General features: G+C 41.6%; 22 protein-coding genes and 3 tRNA genes. 19 read left to right on the plus strand and 6 right to left on the minus strand.

The features are described 5' to 3' along the window. Positions 1-13 precede the first annotated feature (13 nt). Together ACXAH2_RS14845 and ACXAH2_RS14850 are read left to right on the plus strand one after the other, a co-directional pair. Positions 14-90, plus strand: a tRNA-Pro gene (locus ACXAH2_RS14845). A gap of 23 nt (positions 91-113) precedes the next feature. After that, positions 114-189: transfer RNA gene (locus ACXAH2_RS14850), tRNA-Lys, on the plus strand. Between the two features lie 324 nt (positions 190-513). Here the strand turns inward: ACXAH2_RS14850 and ACXAH2_RS14855 are convergent. From ACXAH2_RS14855 to ACXAH2_RS14880, 6 genes are all read right to left on the minus strand, one after another. Next, positions 514-597 (minus strand) — tRNA-Tyr (locus ACXAH2_RS14855). Between the two features lie 51 nt (positions 598-648). Continuing rightward, positions 649-1,593 carry a ProQ/FINO family protein gene (locus ACXAH2_RS14860; RefSeq protein WP_475079580.1) on the minus strand — a complete coding sequence of 315 codons (945 nt, stop codon included), beginning with the start codon at positions 1,591-1,593 and terminating at the stop codon, positions 649-651. A 184-nt stretch (positions 1,594-1,777) separates the two neighbouring features. After that, positions 1,778-2,251 carry a hypothetical protein gene (locus ACXAH2_RS14865; RefSeq protein WP_475079582.1) on the minus strand — a complete coding sequence of 158 codons (474 nt, stop codon included), beginning with the start codon at positions 2,249-2,251 and terminating at the stop codon, positions 1,778-1,780. Further along, positions 2,248-2,478, minus strand: a complete 231-nt coding sequence (locus ACXAH2_RS14870) for a cell division protein ZapB (RefSeq protein WP_353669670.1) — start codon at positions 2,476-2,478, stop codon at positions 2,248-2,250. Before ACXAH2_RS14870 ends, ACXAH2_RS14865 begins: the two co-directional genes overlap by 4 nt. A gap of 49 nt (positions 2,479-2,527) precedes the next feature. Next, entirely contained in the window at positions 2,528-3,721 is a 1,194-nt protein-coding gene (locus ACXAH2_RS14875; RefSeq protein WP_475079584.1) for a flagellar assembly protein T N-terminal domain-containing protein, read from the minus strand. Continuing rightward, on the minus strand, positions 3,721-4,365 hold the full coding sequence (locus ACXAH2_RS14880; RefSeq protein ID WP_475079585.1) for an LPP20 family lipoprotein: 645 nt from the start codon (positions 4,363-4,365) through the stop codon (positions 3,721-3,723). The genes ACXAH2_RS14875 and ACXAH2_RS14880 overlap by 1 nt, the downstream gene beginning before the upstream one ends. Positions 4,366-4,752: 387 nt before the next feature. Here ACXAH2_RS14880 and dinB point away from each other — a divergent pair, with 387 nt between their 5' ends. The 17 genes from dinB to gspK all read left to right on the plus strand — a co-directional run bounded on the left by dinB (position 4,753) and on the right by gspK (position 19,536). Then, positions 4,753-5,817, plus strand: coding sequence for a DNA polymerase IV (gene dinB / locus ACXAH2_RS14885; protein ID WP_475079586.1), 1,065 nt, complete (start codon positions 4,753-4,755; stop codon positions 5,815-5,817). 108 nt (positions 5,818-5,925) lie between these two features. After that, positions 5,926-6,906 carry a hypothetical protein gene (locus tag ACXAH2_RS14890; protein ID WP_475079588.1) on the plus strand — a complete coding sequence of 327 codons (981 nt, stop codon included), beginning with the start codon at positions 5,926-5,928 and terminating at the stop codon, positions 6,904-6,906. A 106-nt stretch (positions 6,907-7,012) separates the two neighbouring features. Further along, the gene (locus tag ACXAH2_RS14895; protein WP_475079589.1) at positions 7,013-7,681 is read left to right on the plus strand and encodes an alpha/beta hydrolase; all 669 of its coding nucleotides are present in this window, start codon (positions 7,013-7,015) and stop codon (positions 7,679-7,681) included. Between the two features lie 28 nt (positions 7,682-7,709). Beyond that, positions 7,710-8,510 (plus strand): inositol monophosphatase family protein, encoded by an 801-nt coding sequence (locus ACXAH2_RS14900; protein ID WP_475079591.1) that lies wholly within the window; start codon positions 7,710-7,712, stop codon positions 8,508-8,510. A 79-nt stretch (positions 8,511-8,589) separates the two neighbouring features. Beyond that, the gene (locus ACXAH2_RS14905) at positions 8,590-9,051 is read left to right on the plus strand and encodes a DUF2489 domain-containing protein (RefSeq protein ID WP_475079593.1); all 462 of its coding nucleotides are present in this window, start codon (positions 8,590-8,592) and stop codon (positions 9,049-9,051) included. A 53-nt stretch (positions 9,052-9,104) separates the two neighbouring features. Next, positions 9,105-9,419 carry a hypothetical protein gene (locus tag ACXAH2_RS14910; RefSeq protein WP_475079594.1) on the plus strand — a complete coding sequence of 105 codons (315 nt, stop codon included), beginning with the start codon at positions 9,105-9,107 and terminating at the stop codon, positions 9,417-9,419. Positions 9,420-9,448: 29 nt separating this feature from the next. After that, on the plus strand, positions 9,449-10,279 hold the full coding sequence (locus tag ACXAH2_RS14915; protein WP_475079596.1) for a mechanosensitive ion channel family protein: 831 nt from the start codon (positions 9,449-9,451) through the stop codon (positions 10,277-10,279). A 277-nt stretch (positions 10,280-10,556) separates the two neighbouring features. Then, positions 10,557-11,183 (plus strand): hypothetical protein, encoded by a 627-nt coding sequence (locus ACXAH2_RS14920; RefSeq protein WP_475079597.1) that lies wholly within the window; start codon positions 10,557-10,559, stop codon positions 11,181-11,183. Positions 11,184-11,192: 9 nt separating this feature from the next. Further along, positions 11,193-12,056: a type II secretion system protein N gene (locus ACXAH2_RS14925; protein WP_475079598.1), complete on the plus strand. Its 864-nt coding sequence runs from the start codon at positions 11,193-11,195 to the stop codon at positions 12,054-12,056. Between the two features lie 8 nt (positions 12,057-12,064). Continuing rightward, complete coding sequence (gene gspD / locus ACXAH2_RS14930; protein WP_475079600.1) at positions 12,065-13,924, plus strand: type II secretion system secretin GspD; 1,860 nt, start codon at positions 12,065-12,067, stop codon at positions 13,922-13,924. 12 nt (positions 13,925-13,936) lie between these two features. Continuing rightward, positions 13,937-15,418 (plus strand): type II secretion system ATPase GspE, encoded by a 1,482-nt coding sequence (gspE, locus tag ACXAH2_RS14935; RefSeq protein ID WP_475079602.1) that lies wholly within the window; start codon positions 13,937-13,939, stop codon positions 15,416-15,418. A gap of 1 nt (position 15,419) precedes the next feature. Then, positions 15,420-16,622, plus strand: a complete 1,203-nt coding sequence (gene gspF / locus ACXAH2_RS14940) for a type II secretion system inner membrane protein GspF (RefSeq protein ID WP_475079604.1) — start codon at positions 15,420-15,422, stop codon at positions 16,620-16,622. Between the two features lie 12 nt (positions 16,623-16,634). Next, a complete protein-coding gene (gspG, locus tag ACXAH2_RS14945) occupies positions 16,635-17,090 on the plus strand; it encodes a type II secretion system major pseudopilin GspG (RefSeq protein ID WP_475079605.1) in 456 nt (151 codons plus the stop codon). 11 nt (positions 17,091-17,101) lie between these two features. Next, the gene (locus tag ACXAH2_RS14950; RefSeq protein ID WP_475079607.1) at positions 17,102-17,617 is read left to right on the plus strand and encodes a prepilin-type N-terminal cleavage/methylation domain-containing protein; all 516 of its coding nucleotides are present in this window, start codon (positions 17,102-17,104) and stop codon (positions 17,615-17,617) included. Next, a complete protein-coding gene (gene gspI, locus ACXAH2_RS14955) occupies positions 17,598-18,002 on the plus strand; it encodes a type II secretion system minor pseudopilin GspI (protein ID WP_475079609.1) in 405 nt (134 codons plus the stop codon). Before ACXAH2_RS14950 ends, gspI begins: the two co-directional genes overlap by 20 nt. Then, the gene (gene gspJ, locus ACXAH2_RS14960; RefSeq protein WP_475079611.1) at positions 17,999-18,613 is read left to right on the plus strand and encodes a type II secretion system minor pseudopilin GspJ; all 615 of its coding nucleotides are present in this window, start codon (positions 17,999-18,001) and stop codon (positions 18,611-18,613) included. Before gspI ends, gspJ begins: the two co-directional genes overlap by 4 nt. Then, on the plus strand, positions 18,610-19,536 hold the full coding sequence (gspK, locus tag ACXAH2_RS14965; RefSeq protein ID WP_475079613.1) for a type II secretion system minor pseudopilin GspK: 927 nt from the start codon (positions 18,610-18,612) through the stop codon (positions 19,534-19,536). Before gspJ ends, gspK begins: the two co-directional genes overlap by 4 nt. Positions 19,537-19,543: the final 7 nt, after the last annotated feature.

A 19,543-nucleotide genomic window follows, 5' to 3' on the forward strand; every position in this document is an offset into this window, starting at 1 on the left:
TTCGAGGAGCCATCGGAGTATAGCGCAGTCTGGTAGCGCGCCTGCTTTGGGAGCAGGATGTCGGGGGTTCGAATCCCTCTACTCCGACCATCAGTTTGCAAATCTCAAAGAATGGGTCGTTAGCTCAGTTGGTAGAGCAGTTGACTTTTAATCAATTGGTCACTGGTTCGAATCCAGTACGACCCACCATTCTTCCTTCTTTTCTGTGTGTTCTTCTTGAATTTCTTGTTAATGTATAGTGTTGTGCAATTTTCTCTTTTTATTCTGTATTTCTTGTTGGTATTGGTTTTTCTACAGTTCAGTTAGCCTCTGTGTTGTTTGTGATAGGGTAAGCGCTTTCGTGAGAGAGTTGTGGGTGCTTTCTTAGAGTGTATATATGGGGTTATGAAAGCAGAGTGGTGCTGTTGGTATGAAATTGAGGTGATGCGATTAATTATTTAATTAACTGCTAAAAATATTTAAAACAAATAGTTAGTGAGATTTCTTGAAGGTGTAAAGACGCTATTAAAGAGATGGTGGAGGGAGGTGGATTCGAACCACCGAAACTTTCGTGGCAGATTTACAATCTGCTCCCTTTGGCCACTCGGGAACCCCTCCACAGCAGCGCGGCATATCATATATATCGCGCTAAAGTATGTAAACCATTTTTTATGATTTATTTAATAATTTTTCCAGCTTAGCCTTCATACGCTCTTCAGGAGACAGGTTATCGTAGATACTGTCTTCTTTGGTTTCGGCTTTTTTGGTTTTTTTACTGTGTTGAGGTTTTGATTTGGTTTTGTTTGTGCGAGGCGTCTTGTCTTTCGTTGGGCGATTAGTGGTTGCCTTAGGTTTTGCTGGCATCATGGATTCAGGTAAAGCGGGTTCGTCGTTTACCGCTACGCCATCAAGGTCAATGCGAGGTTGGCCTGACAATAGGCATTTCTTGTAACGATCAGAGCGAGTGTAAGCCGCCAGAGCGCGTTTTTGTTTGCTGGCATTAAAGTCATCGTCTAGAACCATGTCTTTATCTATGCCCACTTTCAGAGGTTTTGGTTGGTTCCAGTTAAAGGCTTTAGGATATCGATCTTCCAGCATCTTAATAAGACGGCGGTTATTTTTTTGATTGCGCTGACGTTTTTTTTGCTCAGGCGTGAGCGTCACTTCTTGTTTCTCAGGAGCGCTTTGTTTGTTAGGAGCATCACTTGTCATTTGCTCGATATCCGTATTTGTCTCTTCTTCCGCTAGCTTGTTAGGCTCTGGTTGTTGTGTAGTCATGTAATTCGTCTGTTCAGTTGTCGTATTGGTGGTGTCGTTATCGGCACCTTCGTACAGTAAATCAAAGTTAAGTTGTTGCTCAACAATTGTATTTACATTGCGTTTTGGAGAGGGGGTCGTTGTCGGTGATAACAGATCCAGTGAGTCTTCTATATAAAACTGTAGCTGATCTTCCGTAGAGTGACTCTCCATTTGGGTTAATAGATCCAAAGAGGCGTTATGCTCATTAGCAGTATGTTTGCTGTCCTTTAGCTTTGCAATCTCTTCATTCGCTTCTTCCAGCTGTTTGGCCAGCTGGCCTATCCGTGCTTCGAGTTGGGCAATCAAATGTTCCATAAACACGAGGCTCAGTGCTGTAATGGGCTTAATGGTATGCTGGGCGTATTACTGGTGCCAAGCATTTCTTTTTTCTGTGCTTCGTTGGGTAAGATAATTTCAATGTCATTATTACCTTGCCACCATGTGTAAGTGCTTGTTATTAAAAGACCTGCAATGATAATAGGTGCTAGTTTCATAAATGTTAGAAAGTGAGTCCGGCACCGACCATAATGTGTTTGTCGTAAGTGGCACTATCACTATTGAATATTTTAATAAATAGGTCAAAACGCGAAACATTTGATATCGCGATGCGGAATCCCGCTTCAGGGTAATAGACAGTCTCATCTAAGAATGAAATGCCGCCACCGATAAATGACCATACAGGGGCATTAGGAAAAATCTGAAAGGCAGGGCTTGAGCTGTAGAAGCGAGAGCCTAAATTAACGGAACTCTCAAAATCTTCACCTAACACAAAAGCAAGACCACCGTGAAAAGATATATTTTCTGGCGTCACAAACTCCATATTGGCATTGATAATTGAGGTAACATTTTTTTGCTCATCTCTGCCGTCTGGTCGTGCAGCTGCCGATTCAAATGTTAGTAGACTTGCAAGCTGTTCATTTGCAGATACATTAGCACTCACTAATACCAGTGCTGCCAGTAATAATGATCTCATTGTTTATTATCCATTTGATTTAAGCGACTCAGCATTTGTGAAAGAGAGCTTTCCCAATTAGATTGCTGTTCTTTGGTTTGATTCAGTGAGTTTTGTAACTCGGTTTTTTCTTCATTTAATTCGTAATTTTGTACTTCTAGTTCTGATATTTTTTTGCGTAAAGAGCTTATCTCATCTACTGCTTCATTGATGCGTTGTTCTAAGTGATGAAGTAGTTCGTTGTTCATAATTTATTCCTAAAAAAATCGCTGATGTTGGCGACAGTAGTTACATTCTTTACCAGGCGATGACCACATCTTGTTTTTGTACATTCAGAATGCGTGAATCGACAACCAATTCACCTACCGAAAAATTAGGTTGTACTTGCTTAATTGTAACACTGATATTGGCATTGTTCAGCTGAGTCTGTGCAGACTGTAGCTGATCAAATACTTCATAACGACGGTATACATTAAAAGTGTCACCTGGTTTGATGCCTGCAATGGACCCCGCCGCAATATGTATGCGATTACCTTCCGTACGAAAAATATTGGCAATGAATGGTTGGCATCTCAATTCTTCACTGGTATCCAGTGCGCTTTCTTTTAACGCTTGTTGTACCACCTTACCATAGTTGATGGTCCAGAACTTAGCGCTACCAAAGCCGACTCTTTTATTGTCTGCTATGTCCCAGCTGCCGATTTCGCTGTACCTTTTTTCGAATAATAAAGCGCCACTGAAGCCATCGTATAAGTAGATATCGACTACAAAGTTTCTTTCTTTATCTTCATTGGGTAAAGGGTCCTTATTGGTTTTATCATTGGGGCGACGTTGGTAGAGTTCGCCAATGTCACGGATAACGCCACTGATAATATATTGGACACCTAATTGTTCACTAATACGAGTGACGTCAGTGAGTGAACCATCGTAGTTGGTTGAAGACGGTGCGTTAATAAGATCAGGGTAAATGGCGATGTTGGTTGCAGTAAGGGCTTTTAAATAACCTTGTTTATTAATTTCATCGGCCAAGTACTTGGGTAATTCACGCGCAATATTACTGATTGCCCCAAGCTGTGCTTGCTGAGGAACTTGCAGCTCAAAGCCTGTAACACCAAGAGTCTTACGGTAATAGCTAGTTGGGCCGGTGCTGCATTGGGAATCTTCTGTCACATCAATGCGAGCAACGACTTTTAGGAAGTTACCATTTTGCTCTTCGGAAATAATCTTCGCTCGTTGCACATAGCCAGAGCTACGAATTGCCACGCTTGAGGTCACGTCCCCGTTGGTCATTTCATCGCTTACTTTCACTCTGGAGCTGGATTCTAAGACCGCTTGTTTAATAGCTTGTTGAGTGGCTCGATAACGCGCGTCGGTGATGTCATTATCATAAATAATAGCTTCACCGACGGCGTCAATGGTAACCGCAAAGCTGGCGCTAGAGAGACTCAATAAAACATAACTGAGTAGTATGTTAAAGAATGGCAATCGCATTATTCAATACTATAGAAATTCGTCGTAGGAGTAGAGCTTTGTACATTGATGGCACGATAACCTGGTTGAACTTGACAGTTTGGGTCGTTTGCTACGTTATCTGATGAAACGCATTGACGGAAGTTTTCTTGTAAGGCCATTTCAACCACGGTTTCAAAGGTGCCGTCTTCATGCTCTCTTTGTGAAACCACTTTGGCTCCAACCAAATAAGCGTCAACATAAGTACGTAACTCATCGTTTTGGATGACCATATTGCTCAAAGAGCTGGAGCCATCAATTTTCAAACCGTAAACACGTTCAGAAAGATTTCGATAAGCGTCCAACATAGAACTACGCAAGGTCATGATTCGAGCTTGTGATTTGGTCAGACGCTTATTGGTCGTTAGGGCAGCATAACCTGTTGCTGTTACTACGATGGGTTCTTGTTTGATAACAGCGATGGTGTTGTTGGCGTTCAGTGCGCCAGCAGTAGCAGCTGGTGTGTAATTGGTTGTCGTGCCATCACCACCAATTTGGTTACCATTACAAGGCGCTATAGACGTACAGGTACCTGAGTTGGCCACACCTTGTTGATTATAGGTTTGACAGCCAGTGATAAGGATTGCTCCTGCAGTAATCAACAGAATTTGAGTGAAATGTGTCATGGTGGTGCCCTTTGTGTGCGATTCTCATCTCTTTATTGTCGACCCTGTATTACTTTTCTAAAGTGCTCGGTAGGACGACAAAGCCATACCCCTGAGTTTCACACATAAATGAAGTACTTCATCAGAGATATTGTTCCAATGCCTAAAATGTAAACTATTTTATGTGCTAGCGTCTATTTTAAACGTCTTTAATAAGTAATTTTCTTTGTTTTATATAACAAAAATGCCGCTATACAATATTGGAGTGCTTTTTTGTTTACCTCTTGACTCGTTAATAACGACTATAAAGTTTATCAATTCTTATCTGTATGGTTGGAAAATTTACAATTGAGAAGGCTAATAAGTTGATATATACTGTTTTTATATACAGTATTTTGGTCTTGATACATGTCTTACTCGGCACGCAAAATCATTCACATAGATGCAGATTGTTTTTATGCTGCAATAGAGATGCGTGATGATCCTTCTTTGCGAGATCGTCCCCTGGCGATAGGCGGTTCTTCTGAAAGGCGTAGTGTGTTATCGACAGCCAATTATCCCGCCCGAGCTTTTGGTGTTCGTTCCGCCATGCCTGTGGCAATCGCAAAACGCTTGTGTCCTGATTTATTGATTTTACCTGGGCGCATGGCAGCTTATCGCTTAGCCTCCCAGCAAATGCACGAAATTTTTCGTCGTTATACCCAATTAATCGAACCTTTGTCTTTGGATGAAGCCTATTTGGATGTAACGGATTCGGAGTTATTGCAGGGCAGTGCGACATTGATTGCGAAAGAAATTCGTAAACAAATTTATACCAAGGTAGGTATTACGGTATCTGCTGGAGTGGCGACGAATAAATTTATTGCGAAAGTGGCCAGCGATTGGGATAAGCCAGATGGTTTAACTTTGGTCTCGCCGGATGATCAAGACGAATTTGTTGCCAACATTCCAGTTAAATGCATTTCAGGTATTGGTAAAGTGGCGCAAGACAAATTAGCCGCTTTGGATGTTTTTACCTGTGCCGATCTGCAAAAGGTCGACTTTGCTTTGTTGCAAAAACGTTTTGGTAGCATGGCGTTTCGTTTGTCTCAGTTTGCAAAAGGTATTGATGAGCGACCAGTGCAGGTTTCAAGAGAGCGAAAAAGCATTTCTGTGGAGCATACTTTTTCTGAGGATCTAAAAGGACTTCATACTTGTCGATCTGTTTTGCCAGAGTTATTGAACAGTTTACGCAAGCGTATGCAAGGGCGAGGTTATGAGTCGCGTTTGCATAAATATTACCTCAAGCTTAAGTTTGATGATTTTAAGCAAACCACCATAGAGCAGCCTATTCAAAAGAAATTATCAGATGAGGTTTTTATTGCTTTACTAGAACAGGCTTATGCGAGAGTGCAGCGGCCAGTGCGGTTAATTGGAGTAGGCTTTCGTTTGGTTAATCCTGCACCAGCGCAATTGCTATTGCCTTTTGATTGATTGTTGCGGTTAAAAAATGAATAATTTCATCTTTCTCTGTCTATAATCATAACTCGGAAACAAAGCGGATTCTTGTTTTGTTTCACTCTGTTGTTGGAGGTATTGATTATGTGGAAGCAAGATAGACGTTCAGACATTGATCGTTCGAATTTGCCCGACCCCTTATCTCATCGCTTGAGATTTGAAGTGGAGCAGACGCTTCATAGTTTATACGCTGAAGCTGATTTGGCTGATCAAATTGACTCTTTGTATCTGCCTTTTGCGAATTGGTTAAGCAGCAAATTGGGTAAGAGAGAGGAGCCATTAATACTTGGACTATCTGGGCCTCAGGGGTGTGGAAAAACCACCTTTGCCAATGTGGTCAGCAGGATTTTGATTAAAGGGTTTGAATTAAATGCTGTGGTCATCAGTCTGGATGATTTGTATAGCAGTCGACAAGATCGTTTGAAATTCGCCGCACAACATTCCCCTTTATTTAAGGTACGAGGGGTGCCAGGTACCCATGATGTGGATTTAGCAATCAGTTTATTTGAACGGGCAAAGCAGCTTAAAGATGGTGAGGTCATGAAATTTCCCCGTTTTGATAAATCCATTGATGATAGGAAAGCGGTGCATTTATGGCAGGAAGTGCAGGGGCCAATAGACGTCATTTTATTTGAAGGTTGGTGTGTTGGCTCCCCAGTAATGAAACAGGATTTAACTTCGCCAATTAATGCCTTAGAGCAAGAGAAAGATGTTGATGGCATTTGGCGAAATAAGGTGAATGACTTGTTGGCGGATGATTACCAGCCTCTTTTTAATATGATTGATTTGATAGTGTGGATGCAGGCTCCAAATTACGATGTGGTGTATGAATGGCGTAATAAGCAAGAGCGTTTATTGGAAGCGCATTTGTATGATATCCATGGCGGTGTTTTGGACACCTTAGATTTAAAAGTCATGTCTGCTGAGGAGTTGAAGGGGTTTATGCAATATTATGAGCGCCTTACACGTCACTTGTTATCTGTCATGCCAGAACGAGCCGATGTGTTAATGCGGCTAGATGAATCCCAATCTGTATTGGAAGTAAAGTACCCTACGGAGCATTAATCTATCTATAATGACCATGAAAAACCACAATATGATAGGCTATTGCCGTTTGGTAATAGCCTATTTTTTTACTGGAACATTAGTATTAACAGAAAGAGAGAAAAAAATGTCTGATTTGTTACCCCGAGTGGAGGTAGAAACTGGCGCGAATCCGGATGCAGCCGTTATCTGGTTGCATGGTTTGGGAGCAGATGGCCATGATTTTGAAGCTTTAGTGCCAGCATTAACCTTAAAGCAAGATTTACATGTGCGTTTTGTGTTTCCCCATGCGCCACATCGCCCCGTCACCATTAATGGTGGAATGACAATGCGCGCTTGGTATGACATTTTGGAAATGACTTTAGAGCGCAAAGTCGATATGGACAATATCCGAGAATCAGCTCAACAAATTGAAGGCTTGATTGAAGATCAGATTGGTAAAGGCATTGCCGCGGATCGAATTGTTTTGGCGGGCTTTTCCCAAGGTGGTGTCATTGCTTATCAGGTTGCCTTGCATACACCGCATAAACTTGCTGGTGTCATGGCGCTATCAACCTATCTTGTGAATCATGAAAATATTCCCTCAGCGGAGTTTTGTCCAAACGGTAAAACGCCGTTTCTTATTCATCACGGTAGTCAAGACCCTATAGTGGCCCCAAGTTTAGGTGTGCAGGCAGAACAATTACTGTCTGCCGAGCAGTACGAAGTAAGGTATCAAAGTTACCCTATGCCGCATGCCGTTTGTCCTGAGCAAGTGACAGATATCTCAGCTTGGCTTAATGAGCGTTTGGCCTAATACTTGGCAGTCTTTAAGGAGAAGAGTCATGTCCTCGGAATATCACGATTGGTTGGCTTTTGCTAAAAAAATATCAGTACAAGCTGGCAGTATGATTTCAGAGGCCCGACAAACAGCAAGTTTTGAGCGAGAATATAAATTACATCATGAGCTGGTCACTTCTACTGACATGGCAGTTGATGCGTATTTGTGTGCGCAAATCCAGGCACATTATCCGCAGCATACCATATTGTCGGAAGAAACTTTTCCTGATGTGTCGTTTGATTCTCTGTCTGAGGAGCAAGTGGTTTGGGTGATCGATCCGATTGATGGCACGGTGAATTTTGCTCATGGTCACAAGCATGTGGCAGTGTCCATTGGTCTTTTTATTGGCTCACAACGTATATTAGGTGTGGTGCATGCTCCCTTTCTGCAAGAAACCTATTATGCAATAAAAGGCCATGGCGCCTTTTGTAACGAGCAACCAATCAAGGTTTCTCATTCCCAGCATCTGCGCAATGCTCTGGTCGCGACAGGTTTTCCTTATCAAAAAGATGTTTTACCTGAATTGCTTGAGCGCTTGTCTCGGGTGTTAGCGGTTTGTCAGGATGTACGTCGCAATGGTTCAGCGGCATTAGATTTGTGTTGGGTTGCGGCTGGTCGATTGGATGCCTATTACGAGAGTGTAAAGCCTTGGGATATGGCGGCAGGTGCGTTAATTGCGGAAGAAGCGGGGGCCAGAGTTGGGCACTTTTTACCCATGCTTGATCGTTGGCCAGAGGTCATCAGTGGTGACGCTTTATTGGTGGCTACGCCGGAATTATATGAGTCTTTATTGGCAACATTGTAGCCGGTTTAAATGAGTGAAATGGTCTTTTGTTGAAGCGTTCAGCTAAGTAAGAATTTGGTAATAGAAAAGTGAGAAGCTTATGTCGTTGACGGTATTTTTTGGGATCCTATTGGTCTCTTTGGTGGTGATGGCGATTTCTATCTGGTTCATTCGCCAACAGTTGAAAGCCAATAAGCAGCGTGAGGAAAGAATCAAAGCAGGTGAGGCGCGTTATCAAGAAGAGCGTCAAAAAGCCATTGACAGTATTCAGGTTTTGCTAAAAGTAGCTGGCACAGATGAAGTGAGTTGGGTAGAGGCCTGTATTCGAGTAAAGAATTTGTTGGACCGATTGAGTATGGATTTATCATCTCATGACGCTATCTCAGTGATTTACGATATCACGGCTAAAACAGAGCACATTCCGACTCATGATCAATGGCGTTCCTTGCCAAAGCAGGCGAAGCGTAATTTTCAAAAAGAAATGGAAACCTATGAAAAGGATTATGCAGATGCCTTGCAGCAAGCCAAAGTTTCCTTGCTGGCCTTTGACTTTTCTAAATAATGCTTGAGCTTATCCTATCCGCTCTCATTCTTTTTCTTTTGCTAATGGGATTGATGATATTTTTCATTCGTCATCAATCCAAAATGCCCTATTATCGAATCACTCAGGCAGACTGTGTTGCTATGTTAGAGAAAGCTTTGCAGGGTAATTTGCCTGAGTTTGAATGGCATGCGTTTATTGGCATGAGCATTCGAGATAACGACAATTTAGAAGCTCTTAGAGAGCAATGTTGTTGGCTTGATGACGTGGCTGTCTTGGGAACCAAGTCTGTGAATGGACGTGCTTGTGTGTCTTTTAGTAAAGAAGGTAGGAAAGCGTTAGAAAAGTTGTTAGATGAATGGCAGCATAAGACGGATTATTTCGTCTGATTTGTTTTGTTAAGGATAGGGTACAGTCTATGAACGACATTCAGGAGTTATTTGATCGGGGTGCTGAGTGGGCTCCTTGGTTGATCGATAGCGCGATTAATCTGACTATTGGGCTAGTCATATTTTTTGTTGGTAAATTCATTGCTGCGAAAATAGCCAATTGGTGTGAAAATCGTTTGTTAAAATCTTCGGTCGATGAAGCGGTTGCGGGGTTTGCATCGAGTATTTTATATGCCCTAATGTTTGCGGTTGTGGTGCTCATGGCGCTGGGGAAAATTGGTGTCGAAACCACCTCTTTTATCGCTATTTTGGGTGCGGCAGGCTTGGCTGTAGGGCTGGCATTACAGGGTTCTTTGTCAAATTTCGCGTCTGGTGTGTTGATTATTTTATTACGTCCTTTCCGTTCAGGCGATTTTGTTGACGCTGGAGGTCAGATGGGTACTGTACATCGCATTGAGCTTTTTCATACATACCTAAAAACACCGGATAATCGTGTGATTATTGTACCAAATTCTTCTATTATGAATGGATCCATTGTTAACTTTTCACGTGAGTCTACTCGGCGTTTAGACTTAGTGATTGGTATCAGCTACGACGCAGATATTCGTTTGGCTAAGCAAATCATGGAAGATATTGTGAACGCAGATGAGCGTATTCTGAAAGATCCTGTCTGTGTTATTGCCGTTGCAGAATTGGCTGACAGTTCAGTGAACTTTAACTTGCGACCTTGGCTGGCGTCAGGGGATTACTGGGATGTTAGGGCTGATTTGTTAGAGAAGATCAAATATGCTTTTGATGAAAAGGGCATTGGCATTCCTTACCCTCAAATGGACGTTCACCTCTTTAAATCTGAATCCTAGGAACTAACTTGGCAGGTGGAAAAATCTTGTTAAGCATATACACTTAAATAAGTTTACCTGCTAGGGGGCGAATAAGTCTTCTGAAAGACTTGAAGGAGAACCTACATAGTAGTAGGTGATTAGAGCAATGCAGTAGCTCCTATCTGTAGAGAGTGGACTTGTTCGACTTTCTTTATCTTGGCTGTATTATCTACACAAGAAAAATAGTTTGTCTCTGTTTTGAAGACGCAAGTATATGGGTAGATAAAATAGTAGAGGATAAATTGCTGGAGTATGGATGCGTTTTAGTTTTAAGTCACTATTGCTGTTTAGTCAGTTAACTCTTTTTACAATATCTGCTTGGGCTGATAATGAAGCCCTAGAAAATGATGTTGAAAGTATCCCTCCAACCTGGTTTTTAGAGTATTCACAGGGCAACAAAGACGCCGAACATATACTTGTTGCACTTGGTTTAGAACAAGATGCGAGTCAGCACAGTTTCGGTGGGCTGTACTTGAGCCAAGACTCATTGACACTAAATGGTGACATTATGGGTGTAGGGATTATGGCTTTGAAGCTGGCGCAGGAGAAAAGTATCTATGGAGCAAGAGTGTCCTTGGGGATCAGTAAAACTGAACTCTTGCAATATGAAAGAACAGGAATCGATTTGGGAATTGGGGCATATTTTCCTATTGCAGGTGACTTTTCTTGGTATCTTGATAGCGGATATCGATTAACTTGGTTGTCATTGGATTATGAAAATAGTGAATTCATGGAAATGAATGCCTCGCTAGGGGTAAATTATCGCCCCCATGCTAATGTTAATTTTTTTGCTTATTATCGGTATGATGGGTTTGTGTCGAAGGAATTTGAATTTGAGACAGTTCAAGATGACATTCAAATTGGTATGTCCTTATTTTATTAAAGGTTGATCATGCTAGTTAGAAATTTTAAAACATGGAGTTTGCTTATTATCTTGTTCTTAGGTACTGCCTTTATTTACAGTGGAATGACTTTCAGTCAAAAAATGAAAGACTCATTTGCTGTGATTGCTCAAATATTTGTGGTGCCTCCTGTTGTACTTCCTGAGATATTTCAACCACAGCACCAATTGCAAGCCTCTCTTCCTATTCTTTCTGGGAAACTTTTTGGAGAGCCTCCATCGCGGACGGAAAAGAGAATAAAGCCAGTCAAAAAACAAGTTATCCCGACAGGGTTAAACTTGACATTGAATGGTACTTTTCCCTCTTCTCAACCGAGTCAAGCCATGGCTGCTATTACAATTGACAGAAAGGAGGAGGCTCTTTTTAGAATTGGCGATACTGTGCTGAACGATATGAAGTTAGTTGAAGTATATAGTGATTATGTCATTTTAGAAGGGTTGAAGACGAAAGAAGAGCTGCGCTTTGCGAATGATAACGCTGAGGCTTCAGCATTGTTTATTGCCACCCAGAATGAACTACAATTATCTGATGAAGTGGCCTCTTCTCAACAAAAATATAATCTTAGTAAAGTGTCACTAGAGGAATATGCAGCAGCCTTTAAAGTGGCCCCTCAGGATATGTTAAAGAAGGTCGGGTTGTCTGAGGTGTCGAGAGCATACCAAGTTGAAAATGAAAGTCCTCTAAGATTGGCGGGCTTTCAGCCAGGGGACCAAATTGTGTCTATTAATGGGCAGCCGGTTAAATCATTATTGATGAATAGCAAGGCTATTTTAGCTGTTATTTCACTTGGAAAAGCACGAGTAGATGTGGTGAGGGCGCAAAAACGTGTTTCACTGAGATACAATTTTGAATAAGGGCTAGGATGCGTATTCTCTATTTTTTCAAAATATTATTCACTGTTGTCTGCATTTTTAGTTCATACTTTGTGTTTGCGCAAACTTGGAAGATTAATCTAAAGCAGGCAGATATAGGTACTTTCTTAAATCAGGTTGCAGAAATAACAGGCAAGAATTTTATCCTTGACCCAAGAGTCAAAGGTAAAATCACTGTGATTGCTAATACAGAACTTGATAAAGAAGGTGTTCTACAGCTGATGTTTTCAGTGTTGAGCGTGCACAAATATGCTGCATTGGAAACGTCAAATGGCATAAAAATTGTGCCGCAAGACGGTAGCAAACAAAATGGACTGATGTTTGATGAGTCAGGAGATGCCCTTAATGGGTTAATTGTCACCAGAGTACTTCCTTTAACAGGTGCATCAGCAATTGAGCTGGTTCCCATTCTGCGCCCTTTAGTGCCACCATACGGCCATTTAGCTGCAATTGGATCGGTCAATGCACTAGTTGTTAGTGATCATGCGGAAAATATTAGGCAGTTAGAAAGTTTAATTAAGCGCTTAGAAAATACTTCTGAAGGAGAAATTCGCATTGTTTCATTGACTCATGCATGGGCTGGCGATCTTTTAAACCTTTTAAACAATTTGTCAGGATCAAATGAGACCAGTAATCGCAATGACATAAGCGCTACAAAGACGAAGTTAATTGCAGATGAGCGTACCAATAGGATCATTCTAAAAGGACAAATAAGTAGCCTAGACTTTTTTGAAAATTTAATAAAACGCCTAGATCAGCCAGCTCAACGTACTAATCGATTGCATGTGATTCCTTTACAATATGCAGACGCTGAGGAAACGGCTGATCTGATCTCCAGTTTACTCGTCAATGAAACCAGCTCGGCTTCTGGTGACCCAAAAAATGCGCCTATAGTAAAGCCTGATGTAGGTATGAATCGGCTTGTGATTAGTTCAGAGCCTGATGTCATGGTGGAATTACGGCCTATCATTCAAGCCTTGGATATTCCACGTGCACAAGTACTTATTGAAGCGATTATAGTAGAGATTACTATGGATGGTACCGATGAATTTGGTTTCCAGTGGATTATTGGTGACACGGAAAGTTCTTCCAATCCTGCTGCTGGCATCAATTTTTCCAATGCAGGACAATCCATTTCCAGTATAGCGAATTCTGACTCTGACAATCCCAGTCTTGCATCAGGCATTACGGCGGGTTTTGGCCAATTAAATGATAATGGCTTTAATATTTTAGGCATACTGCAAGCCATTGAAAGTAACTCTAATGCCAATTTATTGTCTACTCCTAAGATTATGACCTTAGATAATAAAACCTCCAAAATTTTGGTAGGTGAGACGCGCCCGTTTCAAACAGGTGCCTATGCAGACTCTTCTAGTAATGCTTTTGTCACCACAGAGCGACACGATATAGGTTTAACACTTGAAGTAACGCCACATATTAATGCTGGAGATGAAGTGAAAATGGATGTTACACAAATTGTTGAAGCGGCGTCTAAAGAGCAAAGTGACCTAGGGGTGATCACCACCAAAAGAGAAGTCACAACAACAGTCATCGCTGGGGATCAACAAACCATCGTTCTCGGTGGATTGATGAAAGATAACGTGACTGAGATCAAACAAAAAGTCCCTGTTTTTGGGGATTTACCCTTTTTTGGACCTTTATTTAGAAGTACTTCAATTGAGAAAGAAAAACAAAATCTTCTAGTGTTTATTAAGCCGACAATTTTGCGCAATAAACAGCATGTCAATGCCCTATCACAAGAAACCTTTCAAGAGTTTCGCTCTATTGAGTTAGGTCTGCCAACTGGTTTGGTTCGACCTGCGAACTTAAGCTCCTTTTTTGATGAGTAATGGGGACTTTATATGAAGCTTCCATTTGCTTTCGTAGAACAATATGGTGTTCTTCTTATTGAACAAAACCTATCAGAAGGAACAGCAAAATGGCGCTTACTTCATAAAGAGGCAGCCTCTTTGAATGCTCTTTCAGAAGCCATACGAGTATGCCCTAGTTACCCAGAAATAGAAGCGCTCTCAGATAAAGACTTTGAGCAGCAAACGATTATCTTTTATCAACAAGAGGGTAGTCATACATTAACGCAAGGCATAGATGACAGTATTGATTTGAGTGAGGCGGCAGACTCTCTTGCACGAAGTGAAGACTTACTAGCTAATGAAGACAGTGCTCCAGTTATTCGTCTAGTGAATGCCATTCTCAGTGAAGCGATTAAAGAAAATGCCTCTGATGTGCATATTGAAACATTTGAAACGAGTATGCGTGTTCGCTTTCGGATCGATGGGGTGCTAAAGGAAATTATCAAACCCACTCGCGCTTTGGCACCCATGTTGATTTCTCGAATTAAAGTCATGGCAAAGTTGGATATTGCTGAAAAACGCCTTCCACAGGATGGTCGTCTTGAATTGCGACTGTCAGGACAAGATATTGATGTGCGCGTCTCTACCATACCGTCCACTCAAGGTGAACGGGTAGTGTTACGTTTACTGCGTAAAGAGCATAACTTACTTAACTTAGCCAGTTTAGGTATTCCTCATAATGAACTTTCCACCATTGAAGGGCTTATTCACAAACCTAAAGGTATTTTGCTCGTTACGGGGCCGACCGGCTCGGGTAAAACCACCAGTCTTTATGCCATTCTTAACCAGTTAAATAATGGTCGACGGAATATCATGACAATTGAAGACCCGGTTGAATATCACATTCACGGTATTGGTCAGACGCAAGTCAACACAAAAGCTAAGGTAACCTTTGCAAAGGGGTTACGGGCCATTCTTCGTCAAGATCCAGATGTGGTCATGATTGGTGAAATTCGCGATCAAGAAACCGCAGATATTGCCATTCAATCCTCGCTTACGGGGCATTTGGTGCTGTCAACCTTGCACACAAACAGTGCGGCGGGAGCCATAACTCGACTGGTCGATATGGGCATTGAACCTTTTTTACTTGCTTCTTCCTTGGAAGGCATTATTGCTCAACGCTTAGTAAGAAAATTATGTGATCATTGTAAAACGCCGATTCAAGCCTCTGATCACATTAAGCAATTAATGGGGATTGCGCTAGAGAAAACTATGACGGTGTACCAACCTAATGGCTGTGAAAAGTGTTTTCACCAGGGTTATAAAGGACGCTTTGGTATTTACGAAATTATTGAAATGGATGCGGTGTTGAAACGCCTGATCCATCAAAAAGCCAGTGAAATGGATATTGAATCACATGCCAGAACAAAACATCCAAGTCTTCTCATTAGCGGCCTAAATAAAGTATCTGAGGGTACCACGTCTGTTGAGGAAGTACTGCGAGTGGCACAAAATTCTCAGGATGAGGTGTGATATGGCGGCCTATGACTATCAAGCACTGGATGGATCCGGGAAAAAGCAAAAAGGAGTTTTGGAAGCTGAGAATGAACGACACCTTAGAAAAAGGCTCAGTGAAAAAGGGCTGATTTTACTGGCCAGCAAAGAAAGTAAACATACTCAAAGCGCTCAGTTGTTTTCGCCAAAGCTATCAGTAAAAGAAAGAGCGTTAATTACCAGGCAGCTTGCCACCCTTATCAGTGCTGGATTTCCAATAGAAGAGGCCCTTTCAGGGGTCGCCAAACAAAACCACAAACGCAAGATAGTGAGTATTTTATTATCGGTCCGCTCTAAAGTGCTTGAAGGTCACTCTTTTGCTAGGGCCTTGCAAGATTACCCCAATGCTTTTTCTAGCTTGTACTGTGCCAGTATTCAGGCGGGTGAAGAATCAGGTCATCTAGCCGATGTTTTGGTGGAACTTGCCAATTTTAGTGAACGAGCTAACAGCAATGAACAAAAGCTTAAAATGGCCATGCTCTATCCGGCTATCTTAAGCATAGTTGCCATTGCTATTGTCAGTTTTTTACTGACCTCAGTGATGCCGAATATTGTCGAAACCTTTCAAAAGCAAAATACAGCACTTCCAAGCGTGACCTTATTTATGCTGAATCTCAGTGATGCGTTAAAACAGCATGGGCTTAGCCTATTAGTGTTTTTTTTATTGGTGGGAGTGTTATACAAATGGCTGATGAGAAAAGACGCCTTACAAGCAAAACGAGATCAAATCATGTTATTGATCCCTTTTGTAAAAGAAGCCATTAAGACGATACAAATTACCCGTTACATCAGCACACTGGCCATGCTTAGCAAAAGTGCAGTGCCACTGGTGGACGCGATGAAAATTGCTGCTCAAGTCTTGGCTAATAAAGTGCTTCAAAAAAAGCTTGCTGAGGCGTGTCGGCAGGTAAAAGAAGGGACGCCATTATGGAAGGCATTAGAGGCAACGGAATTATTGCCACCCATGATGTTACAGTTGATCATAAATGGTGAACAAAGTGGCCAGCTAGACCTCATGTTATCCAAAGCAGCTTATCAACAAGAGGAAGACACAAATGCTTGGATCAGTACGTTAGTTGGTTTATTTGAACCTGCAATGTTGCTCATTATGGGGGCAGTAGTGATGTTGATTGTGACTGCTATTTTGTTGCCCATTATGAACCTTAACCAATTACTTCTCTAATAAGGAAATGAGATGAATTACCCAGTGTTACGCCAGCGTACTTTACCGCATAAGCAATCAGGTTTTACTTTATTAGAAATGTTGATTGTATTAGTGATCTTAGCGTCACTCATTGGCTTTATTGCGCCGAATTTACTGAGTCGTTCCGATGATGCCAAAATCACCGTGACCAAGGTGCAGATGCGCCATATTGTTACGGCATTGGACGTCTATAAGCTAGATAACAATAGCTACCCATCAACAGCGCAAGGATTAGAGGCATTAATTTCGAAACCTTCAGGGTATCCAGAAGCTAAGAACTGGAAAAGTGGTGGGTATTTACCGAAATTTCCTTTAGATGCTTGGGGTAAGGAATTTCTCTATGTTAGCCCTGGCGCAACAAGTGATTATGACCTGATGTCATTGGGTGCAGATGGTGTGGAAGGCGGTTCAGGTGATGACGCGGACCTTTCGCAAAATGATTTGTAGCGTGTATTGTCATGATGGCAAACAGTAACGCGTTACCCTTAAGGGTAATAAATAAAAAATTAACAGGCTTTTCTTTATTAGAGCTGCTTGTTGTACTTGCTATTTTTGCGTTACTGATTGCGGTTGTTACTCCTAAGATTACGGTGAGTGCATTTTCTAAATCCTTATACAAACAAGCAAATGCCTTGCGGTTTCAATTACAAGAAATTGCGGATCAGAGTATCTTTACTGGCAAGCCGTTGATTGTTTCGAAAGACCGAGAGGGACAATGGTTACTTTGGGAAAAACAAGAAAAAGGCTGGGTTCACGTTGATACACTTTATGAAAAACAACCAGAGACAATTACGGATATAAAGATCAATGTATTAGAACAGCAAAAGGCCTTAAAAAGTCTCGCTTTTTCGCAATCTGCATTATTTGTTTTTTTGGCTAATGGTCAATATTTAGATTTTACTATTACCATAGCAAGTAATGAGGAAGCACTCACTTTGCGCGGGGATGGCATAAATGACCTCAAGATTGAGTAGTCTGCAGCAAAGAGGTTTCTCTCTTATTGAAGTCTTGATTGCATTAGTCATTATTGCGGCGGTAAGTGTCGTGCTTATGAATATTAGTGCTACCACACGGCTGAACACGCAACACTTCTCAAAGCGAATCATCGCCCTTTGGGTGGCGGAGAATCGTATTAATGAAATACGCTTAGCATTTGATCATCAGTGGCCCATCTCATTTACAAATAAGATAACAGAGCAAGCGGGCATAGTATGGCTATCACGTGTCAAGATAGAAAAAAATACCGACTCTCTTTCTAGGTTGGTGATAGAGGTCTCACAGGCTGAGTTTCCTAATCAGGTAATGTATTCGTTGGATGCTTATTTGCCTACTTATCAGTTATTGCGGGTATCTCAATGAAAACCACGCAAGGCGGATTTACGTTAATTGAGTTACTGATTGTGATGTCCATTATGGCAGGCATAGGTGTCGTATCATTTCAGATGGTAGGAGCGGGTCTACAGATGCAGAACAAACTGACTCAGGACTCAGAGCAATTTAATACCATGGCAAGAACATGGTGGAAACTGCAAACCGACCTGCAGCAAGTTATTGATCGGCCAATCAAAAATGGAATGGGTCAAGGTGAACCAGCGTTAATGCTAGACAGAAATCATTTGTCTTTCACTCGCACAGGGTGGCTCGACCCTTTAAATGCGGAGCGATCTTCCTATTTGAGAGTGGATTATCGACAAGCAGAAAACTCACTCAAACGATCTTTTTGGCAAGAGGTGGATAGATCGCCAAGCAGTGAAACTATGGTGCAAAATTTTTCGTCTGTTCAGTCTTTTAAGGCGGAAGTGCTTACCAACGAAAGGGAGTGGGTGGATACTTGGCCGAGGTATACGAATGGTCTAGAAGAAAAAGCCTTGCCAATAGCCATCAGACTAACCCTAGAGTTTGATAATCTACCTGAAATAAGTCGGATATTTATCATTCCGTCCTACATGAGTGGTGAGGGAACGCCATGATCTCCCGTCAATCGGGTTCTGCATTAATATTGGCGTTAATGATATTAGCTATAATCAGTGGCATAGCGGCAAACATGCTATCTGGGGTTCATAAGGATGTTGTATTCTCCCAGCAACTGCAGTCATTGAGTCAAATTCATCAAGAATTACTTGGCGGAGAAGCCTGGGCGCAAGCTTGGTTGTACAAAGAGGTGGAGCAACAAGAAATACAAGCATCAAATCACCTACTCGTCCAACAAAGGCTGGTAACAGATCAGGGTGAAATAGACATTAGGATATTTGACCAAAATAGCTGTTTTAATGTGAATTTATTGCATAATGCTGCCCATAGAGAGGTGACGCGACTTCGTTTTGAGCGTTTATCTGCTGAGCTTGGCATCAATCATGACTGGATAGATGTATTAACTGACTGGCTTGATGATAATCAAGTTTTGTCTTCTGATGATGGCAAAGAAGACTATTATTATTTAAGCCAAGAGACGCCTTATAGAACCGCTGATACACCCTTACCATCGATGGAGGAGTGGCGTTTGATCGCCATCAACCCGAACCAAAGCGAGGCACTTTTACCCTATATTTGTGCACTTCCTTCAGATGTGTCTACTCTTAATATTAACCGTGTTTCTGAAATGGTTATAAAAGCGTATTATCCAGATGCCAATGAAGAACATATTGAGCAATTCATAACGCTCATAAAGGCTGAACCTGTTACCGATCTTTCTATTCTGTTTTCCGACGACAGTATTAAAATGGCAAATTTGTCCGCTTCAGATTGGCGTACTGATAGTCAATTTTTCTCAGTGTTAGTTAAGCTTAATTATCAGAATAGACAGTATTGGTTGTATTCTAAATTGCAAAAAAGTAAGGGTGATCAAATTGCCTCTTACTATCGTACTTTTGCTCCTATAAAATCGTTAAATTAGACATTTT

The sequence above is a fragment of the Marinomonas sp. ABL3_031 genome (genome assembly GCF_056161265.1).

Excerpts from the sequence above, each read along its gene's own strand:
- ACXAH2_RS14905 (WP_475079593.1), top strand. The coding sequence starts at position 8,590 with ATGTCGTTGACGGTATTTTTTGGGATCCTATTGGTCTCTTTGGTGGTG.
- ACXAH2_RS14890 (WP_475079588.1), top strand. The coding sequence starts at position 5,926 with ATGTGGAAGCAAGATAGACGTTCAGACATTGATCGTTCGAATTTGCCC.
- gspG (WP_475079605.1), top strand. The coding sequence starts at position 16,635 with ATGAATTACCCAGTGTTACGCCAGCGTACTTTACCGCATAAGCAATCA.
- ACXAH2_RS14870 (WP_353669670.1), bottom strand. The coding sequence starts at position 2,478 with ATGAACAACGAACTACTTCATCACTTAGAACAACGCATCAATGAAGCA.
- ACXAH2_RS14895 (WP_475079589.1), top strand. The coding sequence starts at position 7,013 with ATGTCTGATTTGTTACCCCGAGTGGAGGTAGAAACTGGCGCGAATCCG.
- gspF (WP_475079604.1), top strand. The coding sequence starts at position 15,420 with ATGGCGGCCTATGACTATCAAGCACTGGATGGATCCGGGAAAAAGCAA.
- ACXAH2_RS14875 (WP_475079584.1), bottom strand. The coding sequence starts at position 3,721 with ATGCGATTGCCATTCTTTAACATACTACTCAGTTATGTTTTATTGAGT.
- ACXAH2_RS14910 (WP_475079594.1), top strand. The coding sequence starts at position 9,105 with ATGATATTTTTCATTCGTCATCAATCCAAAATGCCCTATTATCGAATC.
- ACXAH2_RS14950 (WP_475079607.1), top strand. The coding sequence starts at position 17,102 with ATGATGGCAAACAGTAACGCGTTACCCTTAAGGGTAATAAATAAAAAA.
- ACXAH2_RS14900 (WP_475079591.1), top strand. The coding sequence starts at position 7,710 with ATGTCCTCGGAATATCACGATTGGTTGGCTTTTGCTAAAAAAATATCA.
- ACXAH2_RS14925 (WP_475079598.1), top strand. The coding sequence starts at position 11,193 with ATGCTAGTTAGAAATTTTAAAACATGGAGTTTGCTTATTATCTTGTTC.
- ACXAH2_RS14865 (WP_475079582.1), bottom strand. The coding sequence starts at position 2,251 with ATGAGATCATTATTACTGGCAGCACTGGTATTAGTGAGTGCTAATGTA.
- ACXAH2_RS14920 (WP_475079597.1), top strand. The coding sequence starts at position 10,557 with ATGCGTTTTAGTTTTAAGTCACTATTGCTGTTTAGTCAGTTAACTCTT.
- ACXAH2_RS14915 (WP_475079596.1), top strand. The coding sequence starts at position 9,449 with ATGAACGACATTCAGGAGTTATTTGATCGGGGTGCTGAGTGGGCTCCT.
- gspD (WP_475079600.1), top strand. The coding sequence starts at position 12,065 with ATGCGTATTCTCTATTTTTTCAAAATATTATTCACTGTTGTCTGCATT.
- gspE (WP_475079602.1), top strand. The coding sequence starts at position 13,937 with ATGAAGCTTCCATTTGCTTTCGTAGAACAATATGGTGTTCTTCTTATT.
- ACXAH2_RS14860 (WP_475079580.1), bottom strand. The coding sequence starts at position 1,593 with ATGGAACATTTGATTGCCCAACTCGAAGCACGGATAGGCCAGCTGGCC.
- gspK (WP_475079613.1), top strand. The coding sequence starts at position 18,610 with ATGATCTCCCGTCAATCGGGTTCTGCATTAATATTGGCGTTAATGATA.
- ACXAH2_RS14880 (WP_475079585.1), bottom strand. The coding sequence starts at position 4,365 with ATGACACATTTCACTCAAATTCTGTTGATTACTGCAGGAGCAATCCTT.
- dinB (WP_475079586.1), top strand. The coding sequence starts at position 4,753 with ATGTCTTACTCGGCACGCAAAATCATTCACATAGATGCAGATTGTTTT.
- gspJ (WP_475079611.1), top strand. The coding sequence starts at position 17,999 with ATGAAAACCACGCAAGGCGGATTTACGTTAATTGAGTTACTGATTGTG.
- gspI (WP_475079609.1), top strand. The coding sequence starts at position 17,598 with ATGACCTCAAGATTGAGTAGTCTGCAGCAAAGAGGTTTCTCTCTTATT.